The 17,455-nt window shown below is 39.6% G+C and carries 14 protein-coding genes; 13 read left to right on the top strand and 1 reads right to left on the bottom strand.

The window, feature by feature from the left end:
• Positions 1-156: 156 nt before the first annotated feature.
• The 5 genes from D0T08_RS11075 (at position 157) to tatC (ending at position 6,489) form a co-directional block, all read left to right on the top strand.
• The gene (locus D0T08_RS11075) at positions 157-1,662 is read left to right on the top strand and encodes a xylulokinase (RefSeq protein WP_116982700.1); all 1,506 of its coding nucleotides are present in this window, start codon (positions 157-159) and stop codon (positions 1,660-1,662) included.
• A 286-nt stretch (positions 1,663-1,948) separates the two neighbouring features.
• A complete protein-coding gene (locus tag D0T08_RS11080; RefSeq protein ID WP_116982701.1) occupies positions 1,949-4,411 on the top strand; it encodes a penicillin acylase family protein in 2,463 nt (820 codons plus the stop codon).
• A 45-nt stretch (positions 4,412-4,456) separates the two neighbouring features.
• Positions 4,457-4,813, top strand: a complete 357-nt coding sequence (locus D0T08_RS11085) for a hypothetical protein (protein WP_116982702.1) — start codon at positions 4,457-4,459, stop codon at positions 4,811-4,813.
• 126 nt (positions 4,814-4,939) lie between these two features.
• Positions 4,940-5,554 (top strand): OmpH family outer membrane protein, encoded by a 615-nt coding sequence (locus tag D0T08_RS11090; RefSeq protein WP_116982703.1) that lies wholly within the window; start codon positions 4,940-4,942, stop codon positions 5,552-5,554.
• Between the two features lie 50 nt (positions 5,555-5,604).
• Positions 5,605-6,489, top strand: a complete 885-nt coding sequence (tatC, locus tag D0T08_RS11095; RefSeq protein WP_116982704.1) for a twin-arginine translocase subunit TatC — start codon at positions 5,605-5,607, stop codon at positions 6,487-6,489.
• A 68-nt stretch (positions 6,490-6,557) separates the two neighbouring features.
• On the opposite strand, the gene D0T08_RS11100 is transcribed toward tatC, so the two are convergent.
• Entirely contained in the window at positions 6,558-6,992 is a 435-nt protein-coding gene (locus D0T08_RS11100; protein WP_116982705.1) for a (4Fe-4S)-binding protein, read from the bottom strand.
• A 186-nt stretch (positions 6,993-7,178) separates the two neighbouring features.
• Between D0T08_RS11100 and D0T08_RS11105 the strand changes: the two genes are divergently transcribed.
• The 8 genes from D0T08_RS11105 to D0T08_RS11140 all read left to right on the top strand — a co-directional run bounded on the left by D0T08_RS11105 (position 7,179) and on the right by D0T08_RS11140 (position 17,286).
• Positions 7,179-8,408 (top strand): carboxypeptidase-like regulatory domain-containing protein, encoded by a 1,230-nt coding sequence (locus D0T08_RS11105; RefSeq protein WP_158561245.1) that lies wholly within the window; start codon positions 7,179-7,181, stop codon positions 8,406-8,408.
• Positions 8,409-8,666: 258 nt separating this feature from the next.
• A complete protein-coding gene (locus D0T08_RS11110; RefSeq protein ID WP_116982707.1) occupies positions 8,667-9,785 on the top strand; it encodes a Re/Si-specific NAD(P)(+) transhydrogenase subunit alpha in 1,119 nt (372 codons plus the stop codon).
• 286 nt (positions 9,786-10,071) lie between these two features.
• Positions 10,072-10,380 (top strand): NAD(P) transhydrogenase subunit alpha, encoded by a 309-nt coding sequence (locus tag D0T08_RS11115; protein ID WP_220275200.1) that lies wholly within the window; start codon positions 10,072-10,074, stop codon positions 10,378-10,380.
• Positions 10,381-10,413: 33 nt separating this feature from the next.
• Positions 10,414-11,814, top strand: a complete 1,401-nt coding sequence (locus D0T08_RS11120; RefSeq protein WP_116982708.1) for an NAD(P)(+) transhydrogenase (Re/Si-specific) subunit beta — start codon at positions 10,414-10,416, stop codon at positions 11,812-11,814.
• A 127-nt stretch (positions 11,815-11,941) separates the two neighbouring features.
• Positions 11,942-13,738: an FAD-dependent oxidoreductase gene (locus D0T08_RS11125; protein ID WP_116982709.1), complete on the top strand. Its 1,797-nt coding sequence runs from the start codon at positions 11,942-11,944 to the stop codon at positions 13,736-13,738.
• Between the two features lie 69 nt (positions 13,739-13,807).
• Positions 13,808-15,610, top strand: coding sequence for a 2-oxoacid:acceptor oxidoreductase subunit alpha (locus D0T08_RS11130; protein WP_116982710.1), 1,803 nt, complete (start codon positions 13,808-13,810; stop codon positions 15,608-15,610).
• 4 nt (positions 15,611-15,614) lie between these two features.
• Positions 15,615-16,667, top strand: a complete 1,053-nt coding sequence (locus D0T08_RS11135) for a 2-oxoacid:ferredoxin oxidoreductase subunit beta (protein ID WP_116982711.1) — start codon at positions 15,615-15,617, stop codon at positions 16,665-16,667.
• A 112-nt stretch (positions 16,668-16,779) separates the two neighbouring features.
• On the top strand, positions 16,780-17,286 hold the full coding sequence (locus tag D0T08_RS11140) for a DUF6265 family protein (RefSeq protein WP_116982712.1): 507 nt from the start codon (positions 16,780-16,782) through the stop codon (positions 17,284-17,286).
• The last annotated feature ends 169 nt before the right edge of the window (positions 17,287-17,455 follow it).

The following is a 17,455-nucleotide window of genomic DNA, read 5'->3' on the forward strand; positions in this document are numbered from 1 at the left end:
GTTCATCCAAAAAAGGGTTATATCAACTTTTAATGATATAACCCTTTTTCGTATTACATTTATGTTCGGGAAAGAGAATAGCTCTCATTTATCAGTGTGATTTTGTTTTACTTTATTTAAAGTGTAACTTTGACAATTAAAATTTCAACCTAAGATATGTTACTACTCGGAATCGATATTGGTACTTCTTCTATTAAGGCATCTGTGGTAGATGCTGATACTCAACAAGTGATTGCCTCTGCACAATACCCTGATGTAGAAGCACCTATCTCTTCTCCTTTTGCAGGCTGGGCAGAACAAAGTCCTGAAATGTGGTGGAACAATACCATTGAAGCTATTAAGCGAGTAAACGCTTTAGGTAAACACGAAGCAACCAGATTTGATTCAAAAGAGATTGGAGCCATTGGTATTGCCTACCAGATGCATGGTCTGGTAATGGTAGATAAAGATAAAAAGGTATTGCGCCCCTCAATTATCTGGTGCGATAGTAGAGCCGTGCAGATTGGTGATAAAGCTTTCAGTGAAATGGGAGAAGAGTTATGTCTGAATCATTTGTTGAACTCTCCTGGTAATTTTACTGCCTCAAAATTAGCCTGGGTAAAAGCCAATGAGCCACATATTTTTGAGCAATGTGACAAAATCATGCTGCCGGGCGATTATATCGCTATGATGCTGACTGGTGAAATCACAACCTCTAATTCAGGTTTATCAGAAGGTATTTTCTGGGATTTTCAGGAAAACAGCGTTTCAAAAGATTTGTTGAATTATTATGGTTTTGATGAAAGTATCATTCCTGAAATCAGACCTGTATTTAGCGAGCATGGTAAAGTAACACAATTCATTGCTGATATTTTAGCAATCAAGGCAGGCACTCCGGTTACGTACAAGGCCGGTGACCAGCCCAATAATGCGCTTTCGTTAGATGTTTTAAATCCGGGTGAAATTGCAGCTACAGCAGGGACATCTGGTGTAGTTTATGCCGTAAGTGACCAGATTTCTTATGACCCACAATCGCGTATCAATTCATTTGCCCATGTCAATCATAAAATAGATGGAGCCAATCGGGTGGGTATTCTGCTTTGTATCAACGGTACAGGCATCCTGAATCGTTGGGCAAAAGAGAATTTTGGTAAAGATTTGACTTATCCTGATATGAACAAACAGGCAGAACAAGTAGCCATCGGCAGCAATGGACTCTTAGTAATGCCATTCGGCAATGGAGCAGAGCGTATACTGAACAACCGTATTCTGGGAGCGTCTTTCCATAATCTTGATTTCAATATTCATTCACAGGCGCATGTTTTCCGTGCTGCACAAGAAGGTATCGCTTTCTCATTCAATTATGGGTTAGGCATCATGCAAGCCAATGGGGTTGAGCCAAAGGTTATTCGTGCTGGAAAAGCCAATATGTTTTTGAGCGATATTTTCAGTAATGCTTTGGTGAATGTCACCAATACCCCTATTGAATTATATGATACAGATGGCGCTAAAGGAGCAGCTTTGGGGGCAGGCTATGGTGTAACCTATTATAGCACACCCAAAGAAGCCATGAGCAAACTGATAAAACTGAAAGTAATAGAACCAAAATCAGCCGATGTAATGGCTTATCAGGAGGCTTACGAGAACTGGAAAGTTGTTTTAGAGAAATTGATGCAAGGTTAATTTAAATAATAGGTCATCAGGCAGGCTCAATCAGTATTATACTGGTGGAGCCTGTTTTGTTTGAGGTGTTTTATGATCGTTTCAATGGTAAAGAAGATATTAAAAAAATCCTAAAAATCATCTAAATAATAAAATCTTCGATTCTTTTTCGCTACATTCGCAACAGAATAAATAGTATGTTTGCATACTGATAATGTAGTCTTTGTAAAGAATCATTTCTGAAGCAAATAACTAATTTCAGACCAACTATTAATCAAAATCCTGCCTTTTTAACACTAAGTCATTTATGAAATTTATTAAGTTTCTTGTAAGTCTAATCATAGCTGCTGGTTTAACTTACATCTTAAACCGACCTTTGGGAGCCTTGCCTGCTCTTGGAAAATTATTCAATCCATTTGAGGGCTTCTGGCAAAATGGCGGCACTAAGTCTTCTCCCGACGAACTCAAATTAGACGGTATTAAAGATGAGGTAAGCGTTATCTTCGACGATAATCGTGTGCCACACGTTTTTGCACAAAATGAAGACGACCTCTATTTCACCCAGGGCTATCTGGTAGCACAAGACCGCCTATGGCAAATGGAATTTTATACGCTAGCCGCTTCAGGCCGATTATCAGAAGTAGTAGGTGAAAGAGCCATCGAACTAGACCGCTATAACCGCCGGATGGGTATGGCTGAAACAGCTAAGAAAATTGCAGCTTCCTACAAAAAAGATGATGTCGCCTTCAAAGTTCTTAGTGCCTATGCAGCCGGAGTAAATGCCTATATCAAACAATTATCTTATAAAGACTTACCAGTAGAATATAAAATAATCGGTTATCAACCTGAAGAATGGTCGCCTTATAAAACTATCTTAATGTTGATGAACATGCGTCAGGTATTGAATGGCGGTAGCGAAGATTTCAGGATGAGCAATGTCCTGGCTAAATATGGCCCTGAAGTAGTTAAAGACTTATTCCCTGATTATCCTATTGTAGAGTCTCCGATTATTCCCGTAGGCACCAAATGGGAGTTCACTCCAGTACCCGTTCCGGCAATACCTACTGAAATAGCAGCTAAACCTGCCGGTAAAGACGGGGCTGTCGCTTTTAATATAGCTGCTCCTGCCCCTGAAATTGGTAGTAATAACTGGGCCGTAGGTGGTAGCAAATCAGCATCAGGCTTACCTATTCTGGCTAATGACCCCCACTTACAACTCACTTTACCATCTATCTGGTATCAAATGCAGTTGTCTACTCCTACCATGAATGTCTATGGGGCTTGTTTGCCTGGTACTCCGGGGGTAACTATTGGTTTCAACAAAGACATTGCCTGGGGTGTAACGAATGTAGGCTCTGATGTGATGGATTTTTATCAGATAAAATTCAAAGATAAAAGCCAGAAAGAATACTGGTATAATGGTGCATGGAAGCCCACTACCATGCTCATTCAGGAATTTAAAATCAAAGGTAAATCGGAGTCTTTGAAAGACACCGTCTATTATACGCATCACGGTCCTGTTTTATATAACAGAGCCAGCGAAAATAACTATGCTAAGAGCTTTCCTGTAGGGCATGCCATGAAATGGGTAGGGCACGAAGAAGACAATTCTGATTTAATGGGCTTTTATTACCTGAATCGTGCGAAAAACTATGACGATTATCGCAAAGCGCTTACCTACTACAAGGCTCCTGCACAAAACTTTATTTTTGCCGATAATCATAACGATATAGCGATTACACCAAATGGTAAATTACCATTGAAATGGAAAGAGCAAGGCAAGTTCATTCTGGATGGCTCTAATCCCGCACACGATTGGCAAGGTTGGATTCCTGCCGAACAAAACCCAACAGTTAAAAATCCTCCTCGTGGATTTGTAAGTTCGGCCAACCAATTCTCTACCGATCCAACTTATCCTTATTATTTAGGTTGGAAATTTGCTCCATCTGAAAGAGGTATCCGTATCAATGAACGCCTGGAAGCTATGCAAAAAGCAACAATTGATAGTTTACGTTCGGTACAGAATGATAATTTCAATGTAGAAGCACGCAGAGTTCTGCCAGATGTGATGAAGATATTAGCTGCTGATTCTGCTAATACAAACAATACAGCCTATCAGGCATTGGTAAAATGGAATATGAAAAATGACCCATACGAAGTTGCGCCGACCATATTTGAAAGATGGGTAAAAGAATTGAGAACCTGGGTTTGGGAAGATGATTTTTCTGCGCAAAGTGAAAAAGATCCGATGAGCCAGCCTACCAGAGACCGCACATGGGAATTGATCAAGAATCAGCCGACTGCCAAATGGTTTGATAATATTAATACCAAAGATAAAGTAGAAACGGTAGAAGATATTGTGAGAGGAAGCTTTAAGGCAACTGTTGATTCTTTGACTACTAAATTGGGGCCACTAAATGCTGAAACCTGGGCATGGACAAAAGTAAAAAGCACAGATATTAATCACCTGGGCAGACTACCGGGCTTTGGCAGACAGGATATTCCAAATGGTGGTGGTCCAGGAATAGTCAATGCTACCTCAGAAACGCACGGCCCGTCATGGCGTATGGTGGTGCAATTAGACAAAGAATGGCCTAAAGCTTATGGACTATATCCGGGTGGACAATCGGGTAATCCGGGTAGTCCTTATTATGATAATATGGTTGATAAATGGGCAAAAGGTGAGTTGAACGAACTGCTCTTTATGAAAAATAAAGATGAAAAAAGTAGCAAAATCGTGTCGACCACTAAAGTCATCGGAAAGAAATAGGCTTTATACACTATCAGATTATTAAATCTTAAACGAAATTAACCAATGTCTTATATAATTATTCTTATCGTGAGTGCTATTGCACAATTATTTCTGCCCTGGTGGGTTATCGCTCCCATTGCCTTTCTGGTAGGCATGATGAAATCGAAGTCTTCCAGCGGCTCTTTCTTTGCCGGAGCAGGTGCTATTGCTACCCTATGGATAGCCTATGCACTTTATCTCAATATGTCTTCTGACGGACTAATGCTTGACCGCGTAGGAGGCCTGTTTTTGGAAAGTATGAAATTCCTGAAAAATATCCCTTATACGCTTTCATTTTTTGTCATTATGGCACTTATAGGTGGATTAGTAGGCGGTTTTTCAGCATTAGCAGGTTATCAGTTCAAGCAATTAACCAAATAAAACCCTATATAATCCCTCTTTTTCTGACGGATTTTTCTATCTTTGCAGGCTTTATTTGCAAAAAACCTTTAATCAAATACTTTTTAATAGTATGCAAACATTCTGCATACGCTAATTAATTTTCAAATGAAAAAACTTTCAGTTTTCGTTCTATTAGTTTCTCTTATTGCATGGGGTTGTGACAAATCAGCTTCTACCTCAACAACAGCAGGTGGAAAACAACCATCAGGTCGTATTGTTTATGTAAATACAGATACCTTGCTTAATAAATATGACTATTACAAAGACATTCTTAAGGCTTCTGAAAATAAAAGATTCCAATTAGAAAACGATTTGCAGAATAAAGCCCGTACCTTCCAGAATAAAGTAGCTTTTTTCCAACAAAGAGCACAACAAGGTCATATGACCCAGGAGCAAGCGCAAACTACACAAATGCAATTGCAACAGGAAGAGCAAAATCTGATGGCTTATCGTGATAAAAACGCACAGGTTTTAGCACAGGAAGAAGGCAAGAAAACAGAAGATATTCTGAACAAAATTCATGATTATCTGAAAGAATTCAATGGCTCAGACAAATATGATATGGTAATTGGTTATTCTAAAGGTGGTGGTGTATTGTATGCTAAAGAAGATTTAGATATTACCAAACAAGTATTAGAAGGCTTGAACAAAAAATACGCTGAAGATAAGAAAAGCGGCAAAATAACTATTCCAAAAGATAGTACTGCTGCTAAGAAATAAATCTGGAATGCGCTTCTTGCGTATATTTGAAAGAAAATTATTGAAATAAAATGCCACTAGATCAAACTCCGTATTACGATTACGATGACGACGGCAAAGAAGAAGAAGTAGGTAAAGAGATGTCTTTTTTAGACCATCTCGAAGAGCTTCGCTGGCACTTAATCCGTGCAGCTGTTGCGATCGTCTTCTTCATGATTTTTGCCTTTATCTATATTGAGGAAATTTATGAAACTGTTATCCTAGGTCCATCTAAGGTAGATTTCTGGACCTACCGCATGATGTGTAAGCTCGGAACAGCAGTTGGTGCACCTGGCCTTTGTGTTGATAAACTACAATTCAGCTTAATGAGTCGTGAGGTATCAGGGCAATTTATTATGGCTTTTACTTCTGCGGCCATCATCGGGTTGGTCTTTGCGTTCCCATATGTATTCTGGGAAATATGGCGTTTTGTGAAACCGGGTTTAAAACCATCAGAAAGTAAATCAGCCAGAGGTGCCGTTTTCTACGTTACTTTTTTATTCTTTTCGGGGGTTGCATTCGGCTATTTCATTGTTTCTCCATTAGCTATCAACTTCCTGGTTAATTTCCAGATTAGCAAGAGTATCGAAAACCAGTTTGATATTGGTTCTTATATTTCTTTGCTGGCAACCCTTACTTTGGCTTGCGGAGTGGCTTTCCAATTACCGGTTGCAATATTTGTATTAACCAAAATTGGGGTTATTGGCCCTCAATTTATGAGAACTTATCGTAAGCATGCGGTTGTAGTTATTCTGATTGTATCGGCTGTTATTACTCCGTCACCAGATGTTACAAGCCAGCTATTAGTGGCATTCCCACTCTATATTTTATATGAAATAAGTATTGTTATATCAGCAAGAGAAGAAAAAAGACGCCTGGCTGAGTTAGCCGCTGAAGGTGGAGAAATAAAAGATTAATCTTCTTCTGATTATACAAAAAGGCTATCATAATTTAAATTATGATAGCCTTTTTGCTTTATGAGGTCTTAAGCAATAAACCCAATCTTGGTATGTGTTCCGTCACAAAAAGGTTTGTTTTCGGATGACCCACAACGACATAAAGCCGTAACCTTATGCTTTTTAGTAATATTTCCCTCTGAATCTTTAATAGAGATATTACCGTAGATTAACAGAGGGCCATTTTTGGTAGTTTCTACTATCGTTTCATTATCTATTTGCTTCTCCTCCTGCCCTACTTCATTTTTAAAATACGATAATGCGCCCGAAGGACATTTATCTATCTGTGCCATAATTTTCTCACCACTTTCATGTTCAGGAGTAACCCATGGGCGCTTGCGAGGGTCGAATACATGTGGCAAGCCACGAAAACAAATAGCGGAGTGAATACACATATGTGGTTGCCAGACAACTGTCACATCGCTATTTGAATAATGCTTGGTTATTTTCTTTTGTTCTTCCATATATGTGGGTAGTAAATTTTATTCAATTATAAGGAAATTAAACTTTATATCAAATTACACCATATTTTGCCATAATTGCCAATATAAAAATCCTAGTAATCTTTTTAAAGATTCCAAGAAAATAACTAATCAATTAGTTATACATTTGCGTCAATAATGATGAAATACTTGTTCTATAAAGCCTCCATGCGTATTCAATTTAATACAATTATTTTACTACTCTTTTGTTTTTCCTTATCTGGTATTTGCCAACATACCATCGAGGGGCGTGTGATTGATGCAGCAGACAAAAAATCTCTGATTTTTGCCAATGTATTTATCAGTAATACTACCAAAGGTCAACAAACTGATGATAAGGGTAGGTTCAAAATCACTAATGCTCCCTCTGGCACTATTGATCTGGTAATAAGTTATATAGGTTACGAAACCTTCTCTTTACAGTTAAAAGCCGATACCTTAAAGAAACCACTCCTGGTGATGCTCAATGCTAATTCCATCGAATTACAAGCGGTAACCATTAAACGTATTAAAGATGGTTTTAAAAGATATTTCTATATTTTTGAGGAGGGCTTTATGGGTAAAACTATTTTCTCAAAAGAATGTAAACTAAAAAACCCTAAAGCCTTGACATTCACGATGAACAATGATGATTCAGAACTGATTATCAGAGCGGATGAACCTTTAGAAATTGAAAATAAACTGTTGGGCTATGTCATTAAATATCAGTTGGAAGAGTTCAGATATAATTTTAAAGAACGCTATACTTCTTACTGGGGTTATCCATTCTTTGAAGAAACGAAAACCAAGAGTGACAGGCGACAAAAACAATGGATTGAAAACAGGAATAAAGCGTATTATGGTTCTTCACAACATTTTCTAAAAGCCCTGACTGAAAAGAAACTCAGTGCAGAAGGCTATGTCATACATAAGTTAATACGACAAGAGAAAAAGATGTTTTCAGTACCTCTAACTACTGAAAGGCGAGATAGTACAGGTAATATTATTACGCAGGCATCCAGAGAAAAAATGATGGTTGATTCAACCGACCTAAAATTAAGAGCTGAACAGTCTTTGAAGAAATTAGCCATCAATGGTTTTTCCAGATACGTGCAGTATCTGGTAAGAACTCCTTTGACAGAAAGTGAGATAATAAGCCCCTATAAAGATATGTTTGCTATTGATTTCAGCAATCATTTGTATATAGTCTATAACAAAGAGTTTGAAGAACCACAGTTTATAGAGGCTGGACAAAAGAATATTCCTCAAACTTCTATCGTATCAATTTTAGAATCTCCGGTTCTGGTTGAAAAAAACGGGCATCTGATTAACCCCCTAGCTCTGGTTTTCGAAGGCAGATGGGGCAATGAAAAAATTGGCGAATTATTGCCGCTTGATTATCTACCGGAAATACCTTAAAAGTGTATCATGATTTTTCAAATCGCCGATTCTCCTAAATGTAGCCAAGTTATAAAATTCTGCCGGATTTTAACGATTTGAAAAATCTTTATACACTTACTCTCTAACAAATTACGTCGAAAAAATAAGATAAGACATAGGCTAAAAATAGCCTATGTGTCGATTGATAATTTAACTTCAATTTAATTTATAAATATATTGATAAATACTTGAATTATTTCTATATTAGAGGCGACATAAAACCAAGTTTACGACCCTGTGAAAATAGCGATAATCAAAGAAACCAAAGCATTTGAAAAACGTGTTGCCCTAAGTCCCGAAGTCTGCAAACAACTGATTCAAGCCGGATTTGAGTGTGCGATTGAAAATGAAGCCGGAACCTCTTCCTTTTTTGAAGATACTGCTTACGAAGCCATTGGCGCCAAAGTGGAGAAAGACAAATCTTCACTGCTTGCTAGTGCTGACATTGTTCTGAAAGTCAACCCACTGACTGTTGAAGAAGTCGGTCAAATGAAAAAAGGAGCAGTGTCTATTTCATTTATGTATGCGGCTACTAATCCTGAACTGATTGAAGCTTCTGCCAAACAAGGTATTTCTGCCTTTTCGGTCGATGCAATTCCCCGTATCTCCAGAGCCCAGAAAATGGATGCCTTGAGCTCGCAAGCCAATCTTGGGGGATATAAATCTGTTATCATTGGAGCCTATCACTTGGGCAAAATCTTTCCTCTGTTGATGACTGCTGCAGGAACTATCAAACCTGCCAAAGTAGTAATTATGGGTGCAGGGGTGGCAGGTTTACAAGCCATTGCCACCGCTAAACGCTTAGGCGCTGTAGTGGAAGTAAGTGATATCCGTCCTGAAACAAAGGAGCAGGTACAATCATTAGGTGGAAAATTTATTGAGGTGAAAGGCGACGATTCCATTAAAATTGAAGGTGGTTACGTAAAGGGCGTTTCAGAAGATTTCCTCAAAAAACAACAGGAAGTAATTGCCAGGCATATCAGCGAAGCCGATTTGGTGATTACCACTGCACTTATACCTGGTAAAAAAGCCCCTATGCTTGTACCGGAAGACGTAGTAAAAAGCATGAAACTAGGTTCAGTAATAGTTGATATGGCAGTAGAACAAGGAGGTAATTGTGCTTGCAGCGAATATGGTAAAACAGTTGTCAAGCACGGAGTAACTATTGTAGGCGAACCTAATATCCCCTCTCTCCTACCACTGAATGCCAGTGAGCTATATGCCAAAAATATTGCTACTTTCTTATTGCATCTGGCCACCAAAGACGGGTTCAAGTGGGAAATGGACGAAGAAATAACCAAAGGTTCTTTGATTGTTCATGAAGGAAAAGCGGTTCATCCGTCGGTAGTGAGATAGAAATATATCTGTGCTTACAAGATGATAATGAATATATTATCCCTACGGGATATTTGACTTTTAAATTGCTTAATACTTCTACCGATATATCGTCCCTATGGGGCTAAAAATCAAGGTTCATTAAATATCCCGTAGGGATAATATATCGGTAGAAATAATGATAAGAACATATTCTAAAGTCCCGTAGGGACGATATATTCAAAGTTTCTCTTATGAAAATAATTTCAGCAATCAAGTTTTAAATACTAATAGCAAATTCATCAAATTCTAAATAACCTTATACGAAATGATTAACGACATAGTCAGTTTTTTAGGAGAAAATATTGAGATGATATACATTCTGATATTATCTGTTTTTGTGGGAGTAGAGGTGATTGGTAAAGTACCTGCTGTGCTACATACCCCTTTAATGAGTGGTGCAAATGCGATTCATGGCGTGGTGATTGTTGGGGCTATTATCGTGATGCTAAATACGCCTGTAGATAATATACTGGCATTAGCACTAGGATTTGTGGCAGTAGTATTAGGCACGCTCAACGTGGTTGGAGGCTTTGCCGTAACAGACAGAATGTTAGAAATGTTCAAGAAAAAATAAAGACACACACCATCTATCTAAGAATCTGGTACAATGGAGATAAAATATGTTCTTGATATAGTCTATCTGATAGGCTCTGTCACTTTTGTAATCGGCTTAAAAATGTTGAGCCACCCTGATACTGCTCGGAGAGGAAATTTATTTGCCGCCTTTGGTATGGCATTGGCCATAGCAGGTACGATTCTCTGGTATAATCACCCGGATGGTTTTACTTCAAGAGAACCTTTGAAAATCATATTGATTTTAGTCGCAATAGGTATTGGTACGCTGGCAGGTTGGTTGACAGCTAACCGCGTACAAATGACAAAAATGCCAGAATTGGTTTCCCTTTTTAATGGGATGGGTGGTGCTTGTGCGGCTCTGATTGGTATTATGGAATACGAACATAATATAGGTAAAACAGGCGCTCTGGCAACAATTATAGCAGGAATGATTATAGGCTCAGTTTCTTTCAGCGGAAGTATTATCGCTTTTCTGAAACTGAACGAAACTATGAAAAAACCTATCAGACTTCCGTCTTATAATATTCTGAATACGGTAGTAATGGTAGCATTAATTGCTTTTGGGATTTACATAGTGTATGCACAGCCTGAACATATGCTACTTCCGATTTTGCTTTTTGCTGCTGCTTTAGTCTATGGTGTTTTATTTGTCATTCCTATCGGTGGGGCAGATATGCCTGTAGTTATTTCTTTGCTGAACTCTTTTACAGGTCTGGCGGCCGCTTTTGGAGGTTTCTTGTATCAAAACCAAGTTATGCTAACCGGGGGGATTCTGGTAGGATCTGCAGGGACAATTCTTACCTTAGCTATGTGCAAAGCCATGAATCGTCCTTTAAGCAATGTAATTTTCGGTGCATTCGGAGGTGGAGGAGCGGGTGCTGCAGGTAATGATGTAAAAGGAAGCATTAAAGACATTTCGATTTCAGATACAGCTATTCTTATGAATTACGCCAAAAAAGTAGTAATAGTGCCCGGCTATGGTTTAGCAGTTGCACAGGCACAGCACGTGATTCATGAACTGGAAACATTACTTCAGGATAGAGGTGTTGATGTTGAATACGCCATTCACCCCGTTGCGGGCCGTATGCCGGGGCATATGAACGTATTATTGGCCGAAAGTAATGTATCTTACGACAAACTGGTAGAGATGGAAGAAATTAACCCTGAATTTATCAAAACCGATGTAGTATTGGTAGTAGGTGCTAACGACGTAGTAAACCCTGCGGCTAAGACCGATCCCTCATCACCTATTTTTGGTATGCCTATTCTGGATGTTGAAAATGCACAGAATGTGATAGTGAACAAACGAAGCATGAATGCTGGCTATGCCGGTATTGATAATTTGCTTTTTTATCAACCAAAAACAAGCATGCTTTTCGGAGATGCTAAGGGAGTGCTAACCAAACTGGTTAGTGAGTTAAAGCAGATGTAAAATTTGTACTTTCTTGACAATATTTCATATAATCATTGCCAGTTTTACCAAATACAAAATATTGTTTGGTTTTAGATTTTAAATTTGAGTAGTTTTACTTACGACTTAACTATAAAAATATTCACCGTTGGAACCTACAAACGTCAATGACCCCGAGTACTATCACAAAGTAGTAGATTGCCAGTACGCTTGTCCTGCGCATACCCCTGTGCCTGAGTACATCAGATTAATTGCGGCCGAGCGCTATACCGAAGCATACATGATTAACTGGGAATCGAACGTATTTCCGGGAGTATTAGGCCGTACCTGCGACAGGCCATGCGAACCAGCCTGCCGCCGTGGAAGAGTAGAAGAAGAACCTGTAGCTATCTGCCGCTTAAAAAGAGTAGCGGCCGATAATAAAGGAGATATCAAGAATCTTATTCCTAAAGCACCTAAAGAAGGCAATGGCAAGAAAGTAGCCTTGATTGGTGCTGGCCCTGCTTCCCTTACGGTTGCCAGAGACTTGGCTCCGCTGGGCTATGAAATACACGTTTTTGATGAACAAATCAAAGGCGGCGGTATGATGCGTAGCCAGATTCCTTCTTTCCGCCTACCTGAAACTGTATTAGACGAAGAGGTCAATAATATTCTTGAGATGGGTATCCATTCCCATTTTAAAACCTACGTCTCAAGTTTAAGAGAGGTGTTGGAGAAAGACTACGATGCCATTTTTATAGGTACAGGAGCCCCAAGAGGTAGAGATTTAACAGATTTACCAGGTCGTATAGAAGGAGCGGCTAATATTCATATTGGTATTGAGTGGCTAGCAAGTGTGGCTTTTGAACATACAAATAAAGTAGGCAGAAATGTAATAGTATTAGGAGGTGGAAATACCGCTATGGACTGTTGTCGTACTTCACGCCGTTTAGGTGGAGAAAACGTGAAGGTAGTAGTGCGTAGCCCATTTACTGAAATGAAGGCTTCTCCCTGGGAAAAAGAAGATGCCATGCACGAAGATATTCCTATTCTGGATAACCATGTACCCAAATCTTTTGTAGTAGAAAATGGCCAGTTGAAAGGAATGATTTTTGAAAAAGTGCATGCAATATATGATGAAAGAGGGAAACGCTCATTAGTACCCACGGGTGAAGAACATGTATTTATTGAAGCGGACGATGTACTGGTAGCTATCGGACAAGAAAACAGTTTCCCCTGGATAGAAAGAGACCTGGGTCTTGAATTTGACAAATGGGAAATGCCTAAGGTTGACCCAGTTACTTTCCAATCAACCAATCCTAGAGTTTTCTTTGGAGGTGATGCTGCTTTAGGCCCTAAGAATGTGATTACAGCCGTGGCACAAGGGCATCAGGGCGCTATTTCTATAGATTTATTCTGCCAGGGTAAATCATTGCTTGACAGACCTGCACCTTTCACCAATCTGGTTTCGCAGAAAATGGGTATCCACGAATGGAGTTATGATAGCGTAGTAGCTAACGACCATCGTTTTGTGGTGGCTCAGGCTGATAAATCTATTACGCTGAAAGACCGTAAAAAAGAGGTTGAACTGGGCTTTAACAAACTAGAGGGCTTCAAGGAAGCACAACGCTGCCTGAACTGTGATGCACAGACCGTATTTACTGAGAATCGCTGTATAGAGTGTGATGCCTGTATGGATATCTGTCCTACGTCGTGCATTACATTTACTGTAAATGGCCCTGAAGAAGACCTGCGCACTCGCCTGATGGCGCCTGCGCTGAATCTCGATCAGGAACTGTTGGTATCAGGAACACTCACCACCGGTAGAGTGATGGTAAAAGACGAAGACGTATGTCTGCACTGTGGTTTATGCGCCGAAAGATGCCCGACCTCAGCCTGGGATATGCAGAAGTTTTTCTATAACGTTACCAAGCCTTATCATGCCTGCAATACAGTAGGTGCCTGATTTTAAAAAGACTATTATTTAATCACGATAAAACAGCCCGGGATGTAATACCCGTCGATTCGGCTCAAAATGTCAGCACTTATTAATGATTTTGTAGTACGCTTTGCCAACGTCAACGGTACCGGTTCAGCCAGTGCCAATGGTATGTTTGCCAAAGCAATCTTCCGCATGGGGATTCCCGTTACTCCTAAAAATATATTCCCTTCCAATATTCAAGGCTTACCTACCTGGTACGAAGTACGCATCAGCGAAAAAGGCTATTTAGGCCGCCGTGAAGGAATTGATTTGATGGTATCGGTCAATCCGCAAAGCATGCTGAAAGATGTACAGAGTGTGCGCCCCGGCGGATACTTCATGTACGATAGCACCAAGCCTCTCCATAAAGAATATATCAGAGAAGATATTACCTATTTAGGCATCCCTCTCATGGGCATTTGTCTGGAGCAATATTCCGACCCTCGCCAGAGACAATTATTCAAAAATATCATTTATGTAGGTGCATTAGCAGCCCTACTGGATATTGAATTTAGTGTATTAGAGCAACTATTGGCTGAGCAATTTAAAGGCAAAGAAAAACTGATTCCTGCCAACGTTCAGGCATTACAATTAGGTGAGAAATATGTACAGGAGAATTTCAGTTATCCTTTAGATATTCGTGTAGAACGACGAGATAAAGTAGGTAATCGAATCATGATTGATGGCAATGGTGCCTGTGGATTAGGTGCTGTGTTTGCAGGAGCAACCGTAGCAGCCTGGTATCCGATTACACCATCTACTTCAGTTGTAGAAAAATTTGAAAAATATGCCAAAAAATTCAGAACTAATAAAGTAACTGGCAAAAAGAATTACGCCATTGTACAGGCGGAAGATGAATTAGCTGCTATTGGTATGGTGATTGGCGCTAACTGGAACGGTGCAAGGTCTTTTACTGCTACCAGTGGTCCGGGAGTTTCATTAATGAATGAATTTTTAGGCCTGGGTTATTTCGCCGAAGTACCAGCCGTTTTAATTGACGTGCAACGCACCGGCCCATCAACAGGGATGCCAACCCGTACACAACAATCGGATATTACGATTGCAGCCTACGCTTCTCATGGAGATACCAAACATGTATTGTTATTCCCAAGTAATCCGAAAGAATGTTTTGAACTAACAGCCGATGCTTTTGATCTGGCTGAACGTCTGCAAACACCAATCATTGTGTTAACAGACCTTGATTTGGGCATGAATGATCATATGAGTGAGCCTTTTGAATGGAATAAAGAAAGGCAATATGATAGAGGAAAAGTATTGACCGCTGAAGACCTTGAAAACATGGGACGCTTCGGCCGTTATCTGGATGTAGATGGCGATGGTATCCCTTACAGAACTTATCCAGGTACGCACCCTACCAAAGGTTCTTATTTTACCCGTGGTACTTCACGCGATGAATATGCAGTTTACACGGAAGACAGCGCGGTTTATATTCGCAATATGGAACGTTTAGTAAAGAAATGGGAAACGGCTAAAACTATAGTTCCTAAGCCTCATTTCTATCAGGAGAAGAATATGAGTCCGATTGGGGTTATTTTCTTTGGTACTTCTACGTATTCATCAGAAGAAGCTATTGACCAATTGCGTGAGCAGGAAATTGTAATGGATGCGATGCGTATCAAATCTTTCCCTTTTAACGAGGAAGTAGCACAATTTATAGAAGACCACGAGGTGGTTTATGTAATAGAGCAGAACCGTGACGCGCAGATGCGTTCGCTGTTAATCAACGAATTGGAAATCAATCCTAAAAAACTGATTCGTGTGCTGAATTTTGATGGTATGCCTATTACGGCAGATAAAATTGTTAAGGAAATCACTCAAACACTTGTAACTACCTGAAATCATGACATATATACGTCCAACCTTTCGGCATCCGAATTTACCGAAAAACAAGATAAACTATACAAAGAAAGATTACGAAGGCGCACTTTCAACCCTTTGTGCGGGCTGTGGTCATGACTCTATCAGCGGAGCTATTATTCAGGCTTGTTTTGAGTTAGCCATTGAGCCTCACCGCATTGCCAAGCTTTCAGGTATAGGCTGTTCATCCAAAACTCCTGCGTATTTCTTAGGTAATTCGCATGGTTTCAATTCGGTGCATGGTCGTATGCCATCGGTTGCCACAGGAGCCTATCTCGCCAACCGTGACTTGGTTTACTTTGGTGTATCAGGCGATGGTGACTCAGCTTCTATCGGTATGGGGCAGTTTGTACATGCCATCCGCCGTAACCTCAACATGACTTATATAGTCATGAATAATGGTTGCTATGGATTAACCAAAGGACAGGATTCAGCTACAGCAGATGCAGGTTCAATCAGCAAGGCGGGTTCAACTAATATGTTCAATGCTATTGACTTAGTAGGTTTAGGCTTAGAATTGGGCGCAACCTTTGTAGCCCGCAGTTTCTCGGGTGATAAAACTCAGTTGATTCCCTTAATCAAAGCCGCCATGTCTCACCCGGGCTTTGCCTTGATTGACGTCATTTCTCCTTGTGTTACTTTCAATAATAATACAGGTTCTACTAAATCTTATGATTATGTGCGCGAGCACGTAGAAGCTACTTCAACTATAGATTTTGTACCTACTATGGAAGAAATCACGACTTCATATGAGGAAGGAAAAGGTAAAGAAGTGGCGCTGCATGATGGTTCTATTCTGAATTTACAGAAACTCAACCAAGGCTGGAATCCGGAAGATAAATTATCTGCGATGATTGCACTACAAAATGCCAAAACCAAAGGAGAGATTCTGACTGGGTTGATTTATATTGAGCCTACTACGCAAAGTTTACACGAGGTTTTAGGCACATGCGAAACACCTTTAAACGAATTGAAAGAAGATCTTCTCTGTCCAGGAGTTAATGCCTTAGAAGCATTGAACCAGAGTTTGAGATAATTGATTAAATATACTCAGGGCTTATATATGAAATTTGCATATTCATGTATAAGCCCTATTTTTGTGCCTACTATTTTACTTATTTTATTATCAATTCTTTACCTACATTTCTATGAAAAACTCAACACGTACTATTTCCCTTCTTTCATTGCTTTTCGCTTGTTTATTATTCAGCAAAAATACTTTAGCGCAATCTAAGGCTAACCTGAACGATGTAGCATTTATGCACGGGCATTGGCAAGGGACCTTTAATGGTGGCCCGATTGAAGCTTTCTGGGCAAAGCCTGCTGGAGACAACCTGACAGGCTTTATGCGCTGGATGAAAGATGATAAAGTGGTTATGTACGAAATGCTTATTTTTGAGCAAACTGACAAAGGCCCTATTGTATTAGTAAAACACTTCAAACCGGGTTTGGTTGGTGTAGAAGACAAAGAAGTTTCAGACCGTTACGGTTTTATTGAATCGAAAAAAGACTGGGCATTGTTTGAAAAACAGGACGGCTCTATCCGTATCATCTACGAAAAACGTGGCGCAGATGTATTGGTGATTCAACGCGGCAAACAAGAAAATGGCAAATGGGTATTTGCTGATTTGTTTATGTTTAATAGAGTGAAGTAATCAAAAATTCGTAGTGACGTACGGTTCGGCGCGCAATGCTTTACGTCTTCAAGGGTCTGTAAAACCCAATAAATGTAATTTAAGAGAGTAAATCCATTAGACAAATTTCTGATATTTATAGTCCCTCGGAGACGTATAGCAATACGTCACTACGAAAATAAAAACCTTT

The sequence above is a fragment of the Emticicia sp. C21 genome, from assembly GCF_003418935.1.
Lineage (GTDB): Bacteria > Bacteroidota > Bacteroidia > Cytophagales > Spirosomataceae > Emticicia.